Annotated in this window: 16 protein-coding genes; 4 read left to right on the top strand and 12 right to left on the bottom strand. The window is 63.2% G+C overall.

Features of this window, described 5'->3' with window-relative positions; translation table 11 throughout:
- Positions 1-11 precede the first annotated feature (11 nt).
- The gene (locus ACI2JX_RS07845) at positions 12-632 is read left to right on the top strand and encodes an energy transducer TonB (protein WP_264236089.1); all 621 of its coding nucleotides are present in this window, start codon (positions 12-14) and stop codon (positions 630-632) included.
- Positions 633-634: 2 nt separating this feature from the next.
- Here the strand turns inward: ACI2JX_RS07845 and ACI2JX_RS07840 are convergent, their stop codons facing one another.
- The 7 genes from ACI2JX_RS07840 to ppc all read right to left on the bottom strand — a co-directional run bounded on the left by ACI2JX_RS07840 (position 635) and on the right by ppc (position 7,781).
- Positions 635-1,324, bottom strand: a complete 690-nt coding sequence (locus ACI2JX_RS07840; RefSeq protein ID WP_404689833.1) for an extensin family protein — start codon at positions 1,322-1,324, stop codon at positions 635-637.
- 6 nt (positions 1,325-1,330) lie between these two features.
- A complete protein-coding gene (locus ACI2JX_RS07835) occupies positions 1,331-2,161 on the bottom strand; it encodes an oxaloacetate decarboxylase (RefSeq protein ID WP_368971478.1) in 831 nt (276 codons plus the stop codon).
- A gap of 29 nt (positions 2,162-2,190) precedes the next feature.
- On the bottom strand, positions 2,191-3,060 hold the full coding sequence (locus tag ACI2JX_RS07830) for a DUF72 domain-containing protein (protein WP_404689832.1): 870 nt from the start codon (positions 3,058-3,060) through the stop codon (positions 2,191-2,193).
- Positions 3,061-3,063: 3 nt separating this feature from the next.
- A complete protein-coding gene (locus ACI2JX_RS07825) occupies positions 3,064-3,351 on the bottom strand; it encodes a hypothetical protein (RefSeq protein WP_186555451.1) in 288 nt (95 codons plus the stop codon).
- Between the two features lie 130 nt (positions 3,352-3,481).
- Positions 3,482-4,156: a tRNA (adenosine(37)-N6)-threonylcarbamoyltransferase complex dimerization subunit type 1 TsaB gene (gene tsaB / locus ACI2JX_RS07820; protein WP_264236084.1), complete on the bottom strand. Its 675-nt coding sequence runs from the start codon at positions 4,154-4,156 to the stop codon at positions 3,482-3,484.
- 88 nt (positions 4,157-4,244) lie between these two features.
- The gene (adk, locus tag ACI2JX_RS07815) at positions 4,245-4,895 is read right to left on the bottom strand and encodes an adenylate kinase (RefSeq protein ID WP_186555453.1); all 651 of its coding nucleotides are present in this window, start codon (positions 4,893-4,895) and stop codon (positions 4,245-4,247) included.
- 258 nt (positions 4,896-5,153) lie between these two features.
- A complete protein-coding gene (ppc, locus tag ACI2JX_RS07810) occupies positions 5,154-7,781 on the bottom strand; it encodes a phosphoenolpyruvate carboxylase (protein WP_404689831.1) in 2,628 nt (875 codons plus the stop codon).
- A 287-nt stretch (positions 7,782-8,068) separates the two neighbouring features.
- Between ppc and ACI2JX_RS07805 the strand changes: the two genes are divergently transcribed.
- The 3 genes from ACI2JX_RS07805 to ACI2JX_RS07795 all read left to right on the top strand — a co-directional run bounded on the left by ACI2JX_RS07805 (position 8,069) and on the right by ACI2JX_RS07795 (position 9,952).
- Complete coding sequence (locus ACI2JX_RS07805; RefSeq protein ID WP_404689830.1) at positions 8,069-8,413, top strand: pilin assembly protein; 345 nt, start codon at positions 8,069-8,071, stop codon at positions 8,411-8,413.
- 286 nt (positions 8,414-8,699) lie between these two features.
- Positions 8,700-9,113 (top strand): DUF4398 domain-containing protein, encoded by a 414-nt coding sequence (locus tag ACI2JX_RS07800; RefSeq protein ID WP_186555456.1) that lies wholly within the window; start codon positions 8,700-8,702, stop codon positions 9,111-9,113.
- A gap of 50 nt (positions 9,114-9,163) precedes the next feature.
- Positions 9,164-9,952 carry an OmpA family protein gene (locus ACI2JX_RS07795; RefSeq protein WP_264236081.1) on the top strand — a complete coding sequence of 263 codons (789 nt, stop codon included), beginning with the start codon at positions 9,164-9,166 and terminating at the stop codon, positions 9,950-9,952.
- Positions 9,953-10,218: 266 nt separating this feature from the next.
- Here the strand turns inward: ACI2JX_RS07795 and ACI2JX_RS07790 are convergent, their stop codons facing one another.
- Genes ACI2JX_RS07790 through ACI2JX_RS07770 form a run of 5 tightly spaced genes read right to left on the bottom strand, consistent with a single transcriptional unit; the run spans position 10,219 to position 14,034 of the window.
- Positions 10,219-10,545 carry a hypothetical protein gene (locus ACI2JX_RS07790; protein WP_186555458.1) on the bottom strand — a complete coding sequence of 109 codons (327 nt, stop codon included), beginning with the start codon at positions 10,543-10,545 and terminating at the stop codon, positions 10,219-10,221.
- Entirely contained in the window at positions 10,542-11,465 is a 924-nt protein-coding gene (locus ACI2JX_RS07785; RefSeq protein WP_404689829.1) for an alpha/beta hydrolase, read from the bottom strand. The genes ACI2JX_RS07790 and ACI2JX_RS07785 overlap by 4 nt, the downstream gene beginning before the upstream one ends.
- Positions 11,437-12,714: a flavohemoglobin expression-modulating QEGLA motif protein gene (locus tag ACI2JX_RS07780; protein ID WP_186555460.1), complete on the bottom strand. Its 1,278-nt coding sequence runs from the start codon at positions 12,712-12,714 to the stop codon at positions 11,437-11,439. The genes ACI2JX_RS07785 and ACI2JX_RS07780 overlap by 29 nt, the downstream gene beginning before the upstream one ends.
- 22 nt (positions 12,715-12,736) lie before the next feature.
- Positions 12,737-13,288, bottom strand: a complete 552-nt coding sequence (locus tag ACI2JX_RS07775; protein ID WP_264236078.1) for a hypothetical protein — start codon at positions 13,286-13,288, stop codon at positions 12,737-12,739.
- A 29-nt stretch (positions 13,289-13,317) separates the two neighbouring features.
- Entirely contained in the window at positions 13,318-14,034 is a 717-nt protein-coding gene (locus ACI2JX_RS07770; RefSeq protein ID WP_186555462.1) for a TetR/AcrR family transcriptional regulator, read from the bottom strand.
- Between the last annotated feature and the right edge of the window lie 35 nt (positions 14,035-14,069).

Raw genomic sequence — 14,069 nt, 5'->3', positions numbered from 1 at the left:
GCGCGACTGCCATGTCAGATACCCTTCCCATCGGCTTGACCTACCTGTCGCCTGTCGGCAACTACGGTCGACAGAATACCCAGGCCCTCGGCGGCGTCAGCCACCTGTGGCAGGATTTCTTCGCCCAGGCGTTGGCCGACCAGCAAGGGCAAGAGGCCGACGCCGTCAGCCAAGCGCTGGTGCAGTACGACAACGAAAGCGGAGAACCGATCGGGGGCGCCCGTGCCCTGGCGTTGATCGATGCCCAACGTGCTTGCAGCGTGCAAGACACCGAGGTCAAGCCTCCCGAGCCGCTGTTCCTGCCCAAGGCCGAACTTGAAGCCAACCTGCTCGAGCCTGCCCCCGAACCGTTCAGCGCCGCCGAGTTGATCGAGCAACAACGCGATCTCGATCTGAGCAACAGCTGGCTGCGTCCGGTGGTCATGAGCCAGGGCCATGCGCAACCTGAACCTGGTGCCGCGCCTTCGCCGCGCCCACTGCACCTACCGATCGCCGAATTTGAAATGGACCTGCTGGACCCGGCGCCAGAACCGTTCGATGAGCCGACCCTGGCCCAGCAGCAGAATGCGCTGGAGTTCGACATTCACTGGGCACGCCCTGTCGTGCTGAACAACGTCCGCGCCCACGCTTGAGCTCAGCGGCAGATCTGCCAGAGCCCCATGTCGAGATGAAAGTGGTTGTGGTGCGCCGCGTTGTAGTCAGGCCCTAATACCGTATTGAAACTCTCGCAGGCCGCTTGCCGCACTTGCCTGAGAAACTGCGCGTTCTGCCCCCCGCCCTGCCAGTGCTGCGCCAACACGATGCGCTGACCGTCCTTGAGCCGAAAGGCGCTGATGTCCAAGGCATTGGCCGTGGCATGCTGGCTCAGCCGACCTTGCTTGCGGTTGTAGACGTTGCGACAGGCAAAGCTGCCAAGGTGCTCAACCTCCACCACCGGCTGGCCAAATACCCGCTGCGCCGCCGGTTGCAAGCCATGCGCCTCGAACAGGGCATAGGCCACCGCCAGCGGGCAGGTGGCGAGAAAACTACTGCTCAGCCGCGCCTCACCAGCCTCTACTCGCCACACGTTCTGCAGCGGACATTGCGCCGTCGCTGCGCTGTCGGCCTGGGCTCGGTAGCGCAAGACCGAGGTTTGCAGCGCCTGCTGGCACAAGGCCGGGTCCTTGCGCAGACGCGACAGCTTATAAGGTGTGAGCAAGTTCGGCGGCTGCCGCACATCCAGCGCCGCCCACGGATTCCACTGCGCGGGTGGACGCCAGCCCAGGTACCAGGCCTGGCCCGCTGCGAGCAGCAGCACCAACAGCAGCCAGCCAAGCCAGCGCATCTGGGCTCAGCGTCGGAACAAATCGTTGAGCTGGGCAAACGGCAGCGCCTGCTCGGCGTAGCTGAAGGTGCCCTGCTCGCGAATCTCCAGCGCCGCCCGCTGCAACGCGCCGAGTGCCGCCCGGGCCAGCGATGAGCCGACGCTGATACGTCGCACCCCCAGGTCTTGCAGTTGGTTGACGCTCAGCGGCACGCCCGCCAAGCCCATCAATACATTCACAGGTTTCGGTGCCAGCGCCTGGACCACCGCACGCACCTCATCGACACTGCGCAGCCCTGGGGCATACAGCACATCAGCGCCGGCTTCGGCATACGCCTGCAGGCGCAGGATGGTGTCATCCAGGTCCATGCGCCCATGCAGCAGGTTCTCGGCGCGGGCACACAGGGTGAACGCAAATGGCAGGCTACGCGCCGCCTGTACCGCTGCACGCACGCGTTCCACGGCCAGGCCGAGGTCATAAATGGGCGCTTCGCGGCGACCGCTGGCGTCCTCGATCGAACCGCCGACCAAGCCCACCTCAGCGGCGCGCAGAATGGTCTGGGCGCAATCGTCTGGCAGGTCGCCGAAACCATTCTCCAAGTCCGCAGCCACCGGCAATGGCGTGGCATCGACAATCGAGCGGGCATTGGCCAGGGTTTCGTCCAGGCTCAGCTCAGCCTCGGCATCCGGCCGCCCCAGGCTGAAGGCCAACCCCGCACTGGTCGTGGCCAGCGCCTCGAAGCCCAGACTGGCCAGCAGCCGAGCCGAGCCAGCATCCCAGGGGTTGGCAATGACAAAGGCGCCATCACGCTCATGCAGCGCCTTGAAGGCCTCCGCTCGCAGGGTTTGCACATCCATGGTTACAGCTCCGGCAGGTTGAGAAGTGGTCAGAGTAGCCCTAGTTGTTCGACCTCAGGGGCACGTGGCAATTCAGCTAAAGGCGCAAGGCCCGGCAAGCGCCCGCTCAGCCGTTGATGAAAACGCTGGGCCAAGGCCGCTGCCAGGCGGTTATCCGAGGTATGCAGGAAGATGTACGGGCTACGCCCCTGTTCGATCCACTCAGCGACCTTGCCCACCCACGGCGTGAGGAAGTGCTCATTCGCCTCAAGCTGCGGATGGCCAATGAAGCGCACCTGTGGGTGCTGACTGAAGGCCGCAGGTCGCGCTGGCACATTAGGTTTCTTCGACTGGGCATGCAGCACTGCCGGCTCGCGCGAGTTACAGCTGAACAGGGCCCGCGGATCCAGGCAGATGCGCTCCACCCCGCGTCCATGCAGCAGGCGGTTCAGCGCCCGCTCTTCATCGCCACGGGCAAAGAACCGCGGATTACGCACCTCGACCGCCACCGGTACGCCAATGTGTTCAAGGAAGTGCGCAAGCTCACCCAGCCGCGCCGGGCTGAACACCGCTGGCAGTTGCAGCCAATAGGGCGAAACCCGTGGACCAAGGGGTGCTAGCAGGCGAGTGAAGTCGATCGCCGATTGCAGCTGCTCACGCAGGTCACCGGCATGGCTGACATCTCGCGGAAATTTGGCGGTAAAGCGAAAGTGCGCTGGCATGACCTGAGCCCAGCGCTCTACCGTGGAAGGCGCTGGACGGGCATAAAAGGTGGTATTGCCCTCGACCGCGTTGAATACCTGGCTATACAGGCCTAGAAACTCAGTGGCGCGGGCGTCGGCGGGATACAGGTAATCGCGCCAGGCGTTTTCGCTCCAGGACGGACAACCGAGAAAATAAGGCAGAGGCGATGGATTCATCCATCAAATGTACAGATCCAGCCCCAGCACTTCCATATCCCAATCGGTGAAGCCGGCAGTGGCCAGGTAGCTGGCCAAAGCGGTCGCGGTGCGTCGATCGCGCGCACGCGGGAAGATCAGATCCTGCTGACGGGCTGGCAGACCAGCGCCACCACGGCGGGTCCTGGCCTCTTGTGGGACTTCGCTGTCTTCGATCAGCTCGGCATCTTCGACAGACTCATCACGCACCTGCGCCTTGCGCGGTGCGCGCTTGATCGGGTAGGACTGAGAAGAGAAGCCGTCGATACGCATGGAATGAACACTCAGGATCAATGATGGCAATTTAGCAGCATCAGAGATCCATCGCTAATGCCGTTGTGATAACTGGACCACAGTTCCCACGAAAGGTTTAGCGCGAATGTAAATAGCCGACGAACTGCGGTTAACGAGGCGCCTTGGGCGTGGCCACGTTATCGCGCAAATAGACGGGCTGAGCCTGGTCGGCGGCAATCGCCTCACCGCGTGCCCAAGCGTAGCCGGCCAAGCTGAGGATATCCAAGGCGGTGGGCAGCAGGCTGGCATCACTGTCGCTCACCTGCGCAGCCAGGCGCGGCGCGTAACCCCAGCCAGTCCCCGCACCGAACCAATCACCGCCTGCCTCAGGCAAGGCCACTCGCTCTGGCGGCAAGACGGCTTCGCGGCCGAGCAGGCGCATCTCACCCTCGCAGGCCTGGTAGCAGCCCCAGTAGACCTCATCCATCCGCGCATCGATGGCCGCCGCAACGTGCTGCGTGCCACGCTCGCGCAAGGCCCGTTGCGCCAAGGCGGCCAGGTTCGATACCGGCAGCACCGGGCGCTCCAAGGCGAAGGCCAGGCCCTGCACCACACCAATGGCGATGCGCACCCCGGTGAACGCACCTGGGCCACGACCAAAGGCGATGGCATCCAGATCACTCAGCGCCACGCCAGATTCCGCCAGGATCTGTTTGATCATCGGCAGCAGCTTCTGCGCGTGTTGGCGGGGGATCACCTCATGGTGGCTGGTCACCTTGCCGTCATGCAGCAGCGCAACGGAACAGGCTTCGGTGGCGGTATCCAGGGCCAGCAGGGTGGTCATCGAACGGGTTTCCAGGGGCAAAGAGAAAAGAGCGCCAGTATAAACGACAACGGCCCGCAAGCGGGCCGTTGTCGTGCATAGGCGTGGATCAGCTCAAGGCTGCCAGGACCTTGGCGGTGATCGCTTCAACCGAGCCGACACCTTCGATGTGGCTGTACTTCGGCTTGCCAGCGTTGGCGGCCGACAGCTTCTGGTAGAAGTCCACCAGCGGCTTGGTCTGGCTGTGGTAGACCGACAGGCGATGGCGCACGGTTTCTTCCTTGTCGTCATCACGCTGGATCAGTTCTTCACCCGTGACATCGTCCTTGCCTTCCACTTTCGGCGGGTTGTACTGAATGTGGTAGGTGCGGCCCGAGGCCAGGTGCACGCGGCGACCGGCCATACGGCCAACGATTTCTTCGTCGTCCACGGCGATCTCGACTACAGCATCGATATCGACACCGGCGGCAACCATGGCTTCAGCCTGAGGGATGGTCCGTGGGAAGCCGTCGAACAGGCAGCCCTTGGCGCAATCAGGCTGGGCGATACGCTCCTTGACCAGACTGATGATCAGGTCGTCGGAGACCAACTGACCGGCGTCCATGACTTTTTTCAGTTCCAGACCCAGTGGGGTGCCGGCTTTGACGGCAGCACGCAGCATGTCACCGGTGGAGATCTGTGGAATGCCGAACTTCTCGGTGATGAACTTTGCCTGAGTACCTTTACCGGCCCCGGGAGCTCCCAGCAGAATTACGCGCATCTTGTGCTCCTCATATTTTTTTATGCAAATCAATGGATTCGGCGTCAGGGCCAATTCCGGAAAATCGGGTATCGACCAGAAAATCGGTCAAAAGGCTGCTCAAGATACACAGCACCCGGCGACCAGACAAGCGTCCCAAAGTTGCAGCAAAGCGCCACTTGCGACCTGCCGCCGCAGGGGTTGCGCCCAGCGCAACCTCCCTTCTCGCCCCGGCCCTGCCCCGGCACTGGGCCAGACTCGCGGCTGGCCAGGCGCCGCTTAACCGGTGTTGCGCAGGCCGGCGGCAATCCCTGCCACAGTGACCAGCAAGGCCTGCTCTAACGGGCTGTCCAGAGCGGCTTGGCGGCTGCGCGAGCGCGCCAGCAGCTCGGCCTGGAGCCGATGCAGCGGGTCCAGGTAGGTGTTGCGCAGGCTGATGAATTCCAGCGTCTCAGGGCTGTGCGCCAGTAGCACCGGCTGCCCGGTCAGACTCAGCACCACCTGGCATGACTGCGACAATAGGTCGCGCAGCTGCGCCCCCAACGGGAGCAAGTCGGGTTGCACTAGACGTTGGTCGTAGGCCTCGGCGATTTGTGCATCGGCCTTGGCCAGGACCATTTCCAGCATGTCGATCCGGGTGCGGAAGAACGGCCACTGCTCACGCATCTGCGCCAACAGTTCGCCCTGGCCACGGGCCAAGGCATTGCTCAGCGCGGTTTCCCAGCCTAGCCAGGCTGGCAGCATCAGCCGGGTTTGCGTCCAGCCGAAGATCCACGGAATGGCCCGCAGGCTTTCAATGCCTCCGGCGCGGCGTTTGGCCGGGCGACTGCCCAATGGCAGGCGGCCCAGCTCCTGTTCAGGGGTCGACTGGCGGAAGTACTCGACGAAGTCGGGATTCTCCCGCACCACGTCGCGGTAGGCCTTGACCCCATCGGCGGCAAGCTGGTCCATCACCTCGCGCCAGGCAGGTTCCGGCAGCGGCGGCGGTAACAGGGTCGCTTCGAGCACAGCCGCTAGATAAAGGTTGAGGTTTTGTTCGGCGATGCCCGGCAGGCCGAACTTGAAGCGAATCATCTCGCCCTGTTCGGTCGTACGGAAACGGCCCGCCACCGAGCCCGGGGGTTGCGACAAGATGGCCGCGTGCGCCGGGCCGCCGCCACGGCCAACGGTGCCACCGCGGCCATGGAACAACAGCAGCTCGACCTGGTGCTCGCGACAGATGCGCACCAGGTTCTCCTGAGCGCGGTACTGGGCCCAGGCCGCCGCCGTGGTGCCAGCGTCCTTGGCCGAATCGGAGTAACCGATCATCACCTCCTGGGGCCCACGCAGACCGGCGCGGTAACCCGGCAAACCGAGCAGGCGCTGCATCACCGGCCCCGCGTTATCGAGGTCGGCCAGGGTCTCGAACAGCGGCACCACGCGCATCGGCCGGGTCAGCCCGGCTTCTTTGAGCAGCAACTGCACCGCCAGTACATCCGACGCCGCGCCCGCCATGGAGATGACGTAAGAGCCGAGTGAGGCGGCAGGCGCCGCGGCGATTTCCCGGCAGGTGTTGAGCACCTCGGCAGTGTCTGCCTGAGGCTTGAAGTGAGCAGGCAACAACGGCCGACGGTTGTTCAGCTCGGCCTGGAGAAACTCGATACGCTGCTCTTCGTTCCAGTCGGCGTAGCGGCCAAGACCTAGGTAGTCGGTGATTTCCGACAGGGCATCACGATGACGGGCAGCATCCTGGCGCACATCCAGGCGCACCAGGAACAGGCCAAACGTCACTGCCCGACGCAGGCAGTCAAGCAGCGGACCATCGGCGATCACGCCCATGCCGCACTCATGCAGCGAGTGGTAGCACAGCTGCAGTGGCTCGATCAGCTCACGTGTATCGACCAGCACCTCGGCACTGGCCGGCTGGCTGCTGGTCAGGGATGCATGCGCCCAGGCGCGCGTTGCACGCAGGCGATCACGCAGTTGCTTGAGCAGGCTGCGATACGGCTCGGCGCTGTCACCGACCCGCTCGCGCAATGCGCCGCTGGCTTGCTGCATCGACAACTCTGCGGCCAGGTAATCGATATCGCGCAGGAACAAATCGGCGGCCATCCAGCGCGCCAGCAACAACACTTCGCGGGTCACGCAAGCGGTGACGTTGGGGTTGCCGTCGCGATCGCCGCCCATCCACGAGGCAAAACGAATCGGCGCCGCCTCCAGCGGCAGGCGCAGGCCGGTGGCCTCGAACAGCGCCTTGTCGACCTTGCGCAAGTGGCTGGGGATCGCCTGCCACAGCGAGTGCTCGATCACTGCAAAACCCCACTTGGCCTCGTCCACTGGGGTGGGTCGAGTGCGACGGATTTCTTCGGTGTGCCAAGCTTCGGCGATCAAGCGGCGCAGGCGCTCGCGAATCTGCTGGCGCTCGGCAGGGGTCAAGTCGCGGTGATCCTGCGCAGCCAACTGAGCGGCGATGGCATCGTATTTCTGGATCAGGGTCCGCCGGGCAACTTCGGTGGGATGAGCGGTGAGCACCAACTGGATGTCCAGCTTGGCCAGCTGGCGGGCCAGGGCGTCATTGCTGTGTCCTGCTTGCTTGAGGCGCGCCAGCAACTCGGGCAGCACCCGCGCCTCGAAAGGCTCTGGCTGACCGGCTTCGCGGCGGTGGATCAGCTGATACTGCTCGGCGATGTTGGCCAGGTTGAGGAACTGGTTGAAGGCGCGCGCCACCGGCAGCAGCTCTTCGTCGGCCAAATCGTCCAGGGTCGAGCTCAACTGCTCGGCGCCGCCACGCCTATCAGCCTTGGCGCTGTGGCGGATGTCCTCGATCTTCTGCACAAACGCATCGCCGTGCTGCTGGCGAATGGTTTCGCCAAGCAACTCCCCCAACAGATGGACATCTTCACGCAAGCGAACATCGATATCGGTCATCAGGCCCTCTCTGTGGCGCGGCTGCTCCGCGCTCCGCTCAGGAAACTGCATGTAGCCAAGAGTGCCCATAGCGACCCGCTCAAGGCAAGCCTGCGGCGGGGTTAGCAACTAAAGTGAATGCAGGGCAGTCCACTCACTGCCCCTTTTGAGGCTTCACCATCGTAGGGGGCTGTTGCGCAGCCCATCGCCGGCAAGCCAGCTCCTACACACAGCGCAGACCTTGTAGGAGCTGGCTCGCTGGCGATAAGCCGCAGCCGCCCTGAAAACGACGTCCACACGAGGTCACCATGAAAATCCGCGAACTCGCCCAGCACTGGGAACAGAACGCCACCGGCAGCTTGAGCCCCACCAGCCATGTGTTGCATCTGGACCTTGAGTCCGAAGCGCGCCTGGCCGCGCTGATCGACATGTACCCCAAGCGCACCGCCGAAGAACTGCTCGGCGAACTGGTCGCCTGCGCCCTTGAAGAGCTGGAAGCCAGCTTCCCCTATGTCCAAGGCCGGCAGGTGATTGCCACCGATGAAGAAGGCGATCCGCTGTACGAAGACATCGGCCCTACCCCGCGCTTCCTAGCCCTGTCACGGCGCCACTTGCATGAGCTGAGCAACACCGCTGAAGAGCCCGGCAACTGACGCTTTGCTTGCGCACCACACGGCTGTGCGCTGCCGTGCGGGCGCAAGCTTGCCCGCCATTCGTGACCACCCCCCCCCGCCCAGCCCGCTGACTGATCAGTCAGAAAAATACTTGCCAAGCCTAGGTATTTTTTTCTGAACTATTGGAAAAACGCTCCGGTCCGACCAAATAGCCATCACGCTAAAACCCTGCACACAGTTGGCTGTGCACAGTTCAGCTGAAATGCGCGCACTGTCAGGGAATAGGCGATGGACTGCTACGGACATTGTTATCAGGAGTGATCCAATGGAGCTGACCAACATGAAGACCCGCACTTCGCCAACCTCATCCACTCACTTGCGCGGGCTCAAGCTGGCCGCGCTGGCCCTGGGCAGCAGCCTGGTACTGGCCGGTTGCGCGGGCAAGCCGCCAAGTGAGCAATATGCCGTGACTCAATCGGCGGTGAACTCCGCTGTCAGTGCCGGTGGCACCGAGTTCGCAGCCGTGGAAATGAAGGCCGCGCAGGACAAGTTCAAGCAAGCCGAAATCGCCATGCACGACAAGAAGTACGACGAAGCCAAGCTGCTCGCCGAACAGGCCGAGTGGGACGCGCGTGTCGCTGAGCGTAAGGCGCAAGCGGCCAAGGCCCAGAAGGCCGTGCAGGACTCCCGCCAGGGCGTCCAGGACTTGCGTGAGGAAGGTCTGCGCAGCGCCGAATGAGCCTGCCCAGCGTTCCCTGAGCCTTCGTAACTGATCAAAGGATGAACATTATGCGCAACTACGTCATGATCCCCGCCCTGCTGGCCCTGAGCGTTGGCCTTGCCGCCTGCTCGCATGACCCAAACCCTAACCTGGAATCGGCCCGCACCAACTTCTCGGCGCTGCAAAGCGACCCGCAGTCGAGCAAACTGGCCGCGCTGGAAACCAAGGACGCCCAGGATTGGCTGAACAAAGCCGACAAAGCCTACCTGGACCGCGAGAACGACAAGAAGGTCGACCAACTGGCCTACCTGACCAACCAACGGGTTGAAGTTGCCAAGCAGACGATTGCCCTGCGTGCCGCCGAAGGCGAGCTGAAAAACGCTTCTGCCCAGCGCGCCCAGGCTCGCCTGGATGCCCGCGATGCACAGATCAAAAAGCTGCAGGACAGCCTCAACGCCAAGCAGACCGACCGCGGCACCCTGGTGACCTTCGGCGACGTGCTGTTCGACTTCAACAAAGCCGAACTCAAGAGCAGCGCCCTGCCCAACGTGACCAAGCTGGCCCAGTTCCTTCAGGAGAACCCTGAGCGCAAGGTGATCGTCGAGGGCTACACCGACAGCGTCGGTTCGGCCAACTACAACCAGACCCTGTCCGAGCGCCGCGCCGCTGCCGTACGCATGGCCCTGGTACGTGCTGGCGTCGACCCAGCGCGCATCGTTGCCCAAGGGTATGGCAAGGAGTACCCGGTAGCGGAAAACTCCAGCAACTCGGGCCGCGCGCAGAACCGTCGGGTGGAGGTGACCATCTCCAACGACAACCAGCCAGTGGCACCGCGTACCGTGAGCCAAGCGCAGTAAGGCTTGGTGCACGAACGAAAACCACGGCGTAAAGCTGTTCACTGATGTTTTGGGCCGCTTTGCGGCCCTTCGCGGGCAAGCCCGCTCCTACAGGTACGGCGCCGACCGTTAGAGCGGCGCTATCCCTGTGGGAGCGGGCTTGCCCGCGAAGGGCTGCAAAGCGGCCCCAAAATCTTCAGTGGGTAGCTTTAGGCTTTAATGTCGCTTTTTGGGGTGGGCGCTGAGAGTTTAGGCATCCACTTGGACATGCCCAAGCGACTCACCAATCACTGAACCTGCTGCGGCGTCTCTTCGCCCATGCAGCGCACCGCGCGCTTGCGGTTGTCCACCAGCACGCCAGTCAGGCCTTTTTGCTGGGTATCGAACAACACCAGTACACCATCCACGCATTGCGCCACCTGCGGCGCTGCGTCCAACGACACCTTGTAATCCTCGCCGGGCACGGTCTTGAGCATGGTGTAGTCCTGCAACAGCAGGGCATCCTCAGGCTTGGCGAAATGCAGGTAGCCGTAATACCACAGAGCCCCAACCGTCACGATGATGCTGCCGACACCGGTCAGGATCAGCGGGATGGCGTTGCGTTCTTCACTCATTGCTGGTTCTTCTCGTCAGGGTAGTTGGGCACTTCGGCCAAGCGGCGCAGGCCGTTGAAATGGCTGGGGTCGTCCATGAAGCGCAGCATTACCTGGCGCCAGGTCGGGTCGGCGAAGGTCTGCACATGGCCGCCTCGGGTCAATTGCAGCACCCGCGGCGGCGGAGCGTGCTGATACAGGCGGATGCCGTTGTCCATCGGCACCAGGTTGTCATCGATGCTGTGGAAGAACAGTTTCGGCGGGCTACGCACGTGCTCGATGGAGCGAATCGCACTGTCACCGTCCGGTACCAGCCAGGACAGCGGCACCTGTAACGGCCAGGTCAGCCATGAGGTGCTCAAGGCGAAGCGGCCGACCGCGCGGTAGCTGGCCGGTACCCCATCGAACACCAAGGCGCTGAAGCGCTGTTGCTGCTCGGGATGCGCGGCCAGGTAATGAATGGCCATGGCGCCGCCCAGGCTCTGTCCCAGCAGCACCAGCGGCTTGCCACGCACTTCAGGGGCCTGATCCAACCAGGCCATGGCCGCCGCAATGTCCTGGTAGACGTCGGGCAGGCTCGGCGTGCCCTGGGACAGTCCATAGCCGCGGTAATCGATCATCAGCACCTGATAACCCTGCTCCGGCAGCCAGTAGCTGCCACCTAAATGCCCGGGCAGGTTGCCGCCATTGCCGTGCAGGTGCAGTACCGTTCCCTTGACCTCGACCCCCGCCTTGGCCGGCAACCACCAGCCATGCAGGCGCACGCCATCGGCAGTGGTAAGCGTCACGTCGCGATAGGCCAACTTGGCCCGCTCAGGGGTGAACGGCTGGCCGGGCTCTGGATAGAACAGCAGGCTGCTGCAACCGCTCAGGGCCAACAGCAGCCAGCCGAGGAGCAGGCCGCGCCTGGCCTCAGAGAATGTTCGCGTAGTCGGCTTCAATGCGATCCAGGCTCAGGTGGTTGAGGAAGTTGGAGAAGCACATCCAGGCCGACAGCGCGTTGAGGTCGCGGAACTGCTCAGGCAGGTACTTGGGCGGCTCGACCAGGCCTTCCTCGACCAGTTGGCGCAGGGTGCGCATGTCTTCCAAGGTGGTCTTGCCGCAGAACAGCAACGGAATCTGCTCGAGCTTGCCCTTCTTCACGGCCAACTGAATGTAGTTGTAAACCATGATGAAACCCTTGAGGTAGGACAAGTCCTTGGTGAATGGCAGGCCATTGGGCACCGAGCCGCGAAATACCCGGCTGGCATTGCTGTAGCTCTGGCCGATCTCGAAGCCCTGGCCGCGGAAGAACTCATAGACCTGCATGAAGTCTGCGCCCTCCTCGACCATGTGGATGGCGCGGGTGCGGTTGGTCAACTTGCGCAGGCGGCTGGGATAGGAGGCAAAGGCAATCACCTCCATGAGGATCGCCAGGCCTTCCTGGGTCACCGTCGACGAGGGCGGGCCCTTGGCCAGGAAGGTGCAAATCGGCTGGTTCAAGCCATTGAGCGTGGTGCCGACATGCACCAGCCCCTCGTGGACCTCCAGCGCGCGCACGTCGCGGCTGTTGAACATGGCGTCGGCGCGCACCTTGATGTAGTCGGCACCGGCCGCGGCGTCAGCGACGATGCCGTCGGACTCGAACACACGAATGGTGCTTTCAGCCTCACCGAACACCTTGTTCAGGCGGCGCTGGAGAATGTCCACCGCCTCCTTGGCAGTCAGGTTCTTCGGTTCGTCCTTCAGATCGCCCCGGCCATCGATGTTGTTCAGGTAGTCCGAGAGCATCAGGCCCAGGTCAGCCAGGGTCGGGTCGCCGGCATGGAAGGCATCGGAAGCGGCGCCATACAGCTCCTGGGAGATCAAGCCGAAGTCTTCGGTGCCGCGCGCTTCGAGCATGCGCACGACCATGCGGTACTCCTTGCACATGCGCCGCATGATCTGCCCGACCGGGTTGAACTGGCCGAGCTGGCGGGTGATATCCCGCTCGATGTTCTGGAACTCTGCTTTCAATGCAGCAGAATCGAACGACAGCGGCCGCGACTGGTAATAGGCTCGGTCCACCGCCGGCGGCTCCTTGCCTTTGGTCTTGAGAAAGCCCTGGCGGATGCTGTCATCCCACTTCACGGCATCGAGCACGCGAATCGGGGTTTGCGCGGCGACAATACGGTCGGACAACGCACGGATAGTCTGCTGGTACTCGTCCACACCGAATTCCTTGTATCGGCTATTACTTGCCAGCGCGCTGGAAGCGCGCCACTTCGACGAACAGATCGGAGTTGGCTGGATCGTCCAGGTAGGCCAGGACGCGCTCTGTGGGGCTGTCGATCAGCACACCGGGGCCATTGTCTTCTGGCACTTCGGTACTACGCCCGGTCAGTTCCTTTTTCTGTACAGCCTGCTGCACCTGATCGACATCGAGGTTGTAGATCACCAGGTCCTTGCCGTCCTGGCTGACCTCGAAACCGCCAATCAGGAAATTGCCCCCCAGCCGCTTGGGAACGCCGGCTGAGAGATACCAGCGGTTGCCGTGGCGGGCAACGGTGAAGGTGTACTCCTCAGCCGGCTTGCCTTGTGCGCGCGCCACCGCCTTGTAGGTGTTGCCCCCGGCGCGACTGATCGCCAGCTTCAGCGGCTGGCCCCAGGCATCCTTGCTGCTCCACTTGCCCAGCAGGGCCTTGGGCGCCGCCTGATTAGCGGGGAGTGGATCACCGAAGGTCACCAGACAACCGCCCAGCAGCAGGAATGACAACGTCAACAACACCACACGCCAGGCTTTCATCAGGTTCTCCTTGAAAAGTCGGTCGCTACCTAGGCCGAGGCCAGCACCAGGTGCAGGTACCGGGTAAGGATAGCGAGCATCTGCCCATCGGCTTGCGCATTCGCATCCATGAGCAGGCCCTGATATTCCATCTGCTCGATAATCGCCGTCAACATCTGGGCGTCCTGTTCCGGCTGACGCGAGCCGACTACCTGGAGCATCTGCCGCGCGCCGTGCAGAAGAATCTGCTCATGGGCGCGGACCAAGTCAGCCAAACGCGGGCACAACAGCGCCTCTTGGCGAAAAGCCTGCTCGGCCATGAGGAAGTCACGCCGGTTATGCAGTTGGCGGCTGACGTAATCGGCGGTCATGCGCGCCACTTCGTCGACCAGGCGCGCGCGTGATTGCGCGCTGCCATCACCCTGAGCCAGCAACTGGCGCAACACCACTTCGGTGTTGGACCAGAGCTTGGCCATGTACGCGGCGCTGCGCTCGACGTACTGGGCGAAGGTGTCGGTGAGCAGGTCTTCGATGTCCTTGAAGTAATAGGTAGTGGCCGACAGCGGCACCCCAGCCTCGGCTGCCACCGCGCGGTGACGCACGCCGCGCACGCCATCGCGCACGACGATGCGCATGGCCGCGTCGAGAATCAGCTGGCGGCGCTGCTCGCTGCCCTGGCGGCTGGTCTTGCGCCCTTGGTACTGCACGCTCTCGGCGACAGCGCTGGCCACGCCGGCCGCGCCTTGTTGGGCGTTTGCTGGTGTCACGGTGGGTACCTCATAAAGTTGAATGTTGTCTGTGC

Origin of the sequence: Pseudomonas sp. NPDC088890, assembly GCF_044900155.1 — a bacterium.
Classification (GTDB): Bacteria; Pseudomonadota; Gammaproteobacteria; order Pseudomonadales; family Pseudomonadaceae; genus Aquipseudomonas; species Aquipseudomonas urmiensis.
Note: the sequence above shows the minus strand (reverse complement) of the source record. Positions and strands in the feature narration are given on the sequence as shown.

Coding starts and splice junctions, on each gene's coding strand:
- ACI2JX_RS07845 (WP_264236089.1), top strand. CDS start 12: ATGTCAGATACCCTTCCCATCGGCTTGACCTACCTGTCGCCTGTCGGC.
- ACI2JX_RS07840 (WP_404689833.1), bottom strand. CDS start 1,324: ATGCGCTGGCTTGGCTGGCTGCTGTTGGTGCTGCTGCTCGCAGCGGGC.
- ACI2JX_RS07835 (WP_368971478.1), bottom strand. CDS start 2,161: ATGGATGTGCAAACCCTGCGAGCGGAGGCCTTCAAGGCGCTGCATGAG.
- ACI2JX_RS07830 (WP_404689832.1), bottom strand. CDS start 3,060: ATGAATCCATCGCCTCTGCCTTATTTTCTCGGTTGTCCGTCCTGGAGC.
- ACI2JX_RS07825 (WP_186555451.1), bottom strand. CDS start 3,351: ATGCGTATCGACGGCTTCTCTTCTCAGTCCTACCCGATCAAGCGCGCA.
- tsaB (WP_264236084.1), bottom strand. CDS start 4,156: ATGACCACCCTGCTGGCCCTGGATACCGCCACCGAAGCCTGTTCCGTT.
- adk (WP_186555453.1), bottom strand. CDS start 4,895: ATGCGCGTAATTCTGCTGGGAGCTCCCGGGGCCGGTAAAGGTACTCAG.
- ppc (WP_404689831.1), bottom strand. CDS start 7,781: ATGACCGATATCGATGTTCGCTTGCGTGAAGATGTCCATCTGTTGGGG.
- ACI2JX_RS07805 (WP_404689830.1), top strand. CDS start 8,069: ATGAAAATCCGCGAACTCGCCCAGCACTGGGAACAGAACGCCACCGGC.
- ACI2JX_RS07800 (WP_186555456.1), top strand. CDS start 8,700: ATGGAGCTGACCAACATGAAGACCCGCACTTCGCCAACCTCATCCACT.
- ACI2JX_RS07795 (WP_264236081.1), top strand. CDS start 9,164: ATGCGCAACTACGTCATGATCCCCGCCCTGCTGGCCCTGAGCGTTGGC.
- ACI2JX_RS07790 (WP_186555458.1), bottom strand. CDS start 10,545: ATGAGTGAAGAACGCAACGCCATCCCGCTGATCCTGACCGGTGTCGGC.
- ACI2JX_RS07775 (WP_264236078.1), bottom strand. CDS start 13,288: ATGAAAGCCTGGCGTGTGGTGTTGTTGACGTTGTCATTCCTGCTGCTG.